This window comes from Prevotellamassilia timonensis (assembly GCF_021531665.1).
Taxonomy (GTDB): Bacteria; Bacteroidota; Bacteroidia; order Bacteroidales; family Bacteroidaceae; genus Alloprevotella.
In genome coordinates this window covers 1-2,343 of the sequence record NZ_JADYUH010000100.1, presented here as the reverse complement: position 1 = coordinate 2,343, position 2,343 = coordinate 1, and the positions used below count along the sequence as shown (strand labels likewise).

The window sequence follows — 2,343 nt, the reverse complement described above, 5'->3', positions numbered from 1 at the left end:
AACGATTTCAAAGAACTCCTATTTTATGGCGTCTCGGACGCTGCGTGATTAGCCAATTTTCAACGAACTATTGCATCTTGGTGTATTGTTTTTAATAATCAATACCGACAGGAAGGTCTAAAACTCCATCTGCTGCTGAAACCGACTCCAACAAATGAACGTCGATTATATGTACAAAAAGGACATACCCGAAAGTTGTCTCCGTACATATTTTCTCATCGCGTCAAGGTGGCATCTCGCCATCGTTATATGTCAGTCCCATGCTATTGACCCTGTTTATCGTTTTTATGGGTCGCACACACAGTATGTTGTTATCGCCCTTCAATCTGTCACAACGATTTTAATATGCTGCTCCTTGATGCAGAAAGCAAAGGCTTACTACTACAACTAGTCGCAAAAAGCATAGATTGTTCACGTGCAAAGGTAGAAAAATATCCCAATTATATGATAACAACTGAAAAGAAAATCTTCACAAACCTTAAAATTAATGGAATTAACTAAGAAAATTATCAAAATACCGATTTTTGTATAAAGGATCCGGTATTTTAAACCCTATACATCAAGAGTCTTGGTAAGTTCCTCAATGTACTTGAGTTTGGTGACATCCTCCCACGGAGCATCTTTATCGATTCTCACCTTCTTGTATTTTGAGAGCATTCTGAAGATTTGCTTGTAGGAGTATTTCTTGTTGAGTTCCTTCTTTACGATTTCATTCTTTACCCTCGTTGTGATGATGACGGAAAGGAAGTTGATGAGCTCTGTAGCATACACTCTGTAGTCAGAATGTACATTGACAGTGTCGCGGCCAATTATATTCTTGTAGAGATTGAATAACGTCTCAATCTGCCATCTTTGGGAGTATGCCAGTAAACGGTCAGCGGATCATGGTTCTTCTTCGACTTGAATACAATCAGCCCGAAAAGCGACTTCTTCCCGATGTACTTCTCGCTGTCAAAGGTCTCCTTTTTCTGTGCCTGCTGCACGTAAGCGACTTCCTGCTCGTATGCCATCTTCGGGTCACGAAAAGCATACAGGTACTTGCCGTTGGACATTCTCACTTTCTTGTATAATATGGTGGCATCCGTATATCTCTTTAGGTGTTCAGTAGGATTGTCCATGCCATAGTTCTTGATGAAGGCTGAGTTCTGCTTCAAAGGAATGAGATATGAAAGCCCTTCCATCTTGTCAATCCTCTCAAACAAATCTTCATTATAGAAGCCCTTGTCAAAAATCATCATCCCGTTAACTATCTTGTATTCAACAATGAAATTGTTTATCGATGTTTGGTCAAGCATGTTTCCGGGATAAGGTTTTGCTGCAATTGGTTCCTTCGTCTCAGGATTGAAGGCGTAGAGCAGACTCAGGTCTTTTGAGCCTTTTGTCCTTGCCTTTCTGGAGAACTCTGACATATAACCGTCCTGCGAATTGTAGTTCTTCAGCATTCCGTCAACGACAATGTTCTTGCCGACAAACGCTTCGATCCGGTTCCTCATAAACTCGCATATCATCGAGTAAGCCTGACCTATCTCTTGAAGGAATGCAGAGACCGCATCTTCCGAAAGATGAACACCAGGGATTATTTCGGATGCGAATGAGGTGGCATACTGTAGCAACAATTCCCTATTCTTGATGTCGCCGTAGGCTGCTCTCAACAACGCAATGGTGTATAGTCGCTTTGCATCATTCAAATCCCAGACCCTTGCCAGTTCGTCCAGAAGGTCTTTGCCATGCTTGTTGCATAAGGCCACCTCTCCGTAATCTTTTATGTCGATGGTCTTCTTCCTTGGAGCCTCCGGTTTTCGTTCCACAAATCGTCCGTCTATGATTTCACCCACCGTGCCAATATCTACGGGAACCACTCGATTGCCTACTCGCTTACTTGTGCGCTTGACTACAACGAAGCGTGTTCCACGCTGCTTCACGACGGTGCTACTTGGTCTCTGTGCTGCCAGTATATCTTTGGGAATTGCCATTGTTTTGTATAGTGTGTTTGTTATTTATAACCCTATATAAAGGTACAGGTTCAATATGACATACGCAAGTTTTTGAAGCTGATTACGTGTGTTTTTGTTTGCCTTTAATTTTGTGGCTGGTCAACGGATAATATTGGGGTATTTGGTACGTTTGGACGTAAAACACTGGCAATTATGCTTATTTGTATAGGGGACGGAATACGTAATTCTTTAATATAATATATTTGTATATAATGTTTTATATAACAATAGTTCGTTGAAAATTGGCTAATCACGCAGCGTCCGAGACGCCATAATATAAGAGTTCTTTGAAATCGTTGGTATTTAATAGCCTGTGTGGGCGCTTTCCAGACATGCGAATAAATCTCTG

The 2,343-nt window shown here is 41.4% G+C and carries 2 protein-coding genes; both read right to left on the bottom strand.

Features of this window, described 5'->3' with window-relative positions:
* Positions 1–552 precede the first annotated feature (552 nt).
* Positions 553–771 (bottom strand): hypothetical protein, encoded by a 219-nt coding sequence (locus tag I6E40_RS10495; RefSeq protein WP_235387190.1) that lies wholly within the window; start codon positions 769–771, stop codon positions 553–555.
* Positions 772–809: 38 nt separating this feature from the next.
* Positions 810–1,973 carry a transposase gene (locus tag I6E40_RS10490; RefSeq protein ID WP_235387188.1) on the bottom strand — a complete coding sequence of 388 codons (1,164 nt, stop codon included), beginning with the start codon at positions 1,971–1,973 and terminating at the stop codon, positions 810–812.
* Between the last annotated feature and the right edge of the window lie 370 nt (positions 1,974–2,343).

What these genes read in the sequence shown, in the direction of transcription:
- I6E40_RS10490 (WP_235387188.1), bottom strand. Translation starts at nt 1,973, where the DNA reads ATGGCAATTCCCAAAGATATACTGGCAGCACAGAGACCAAGTAGCACC.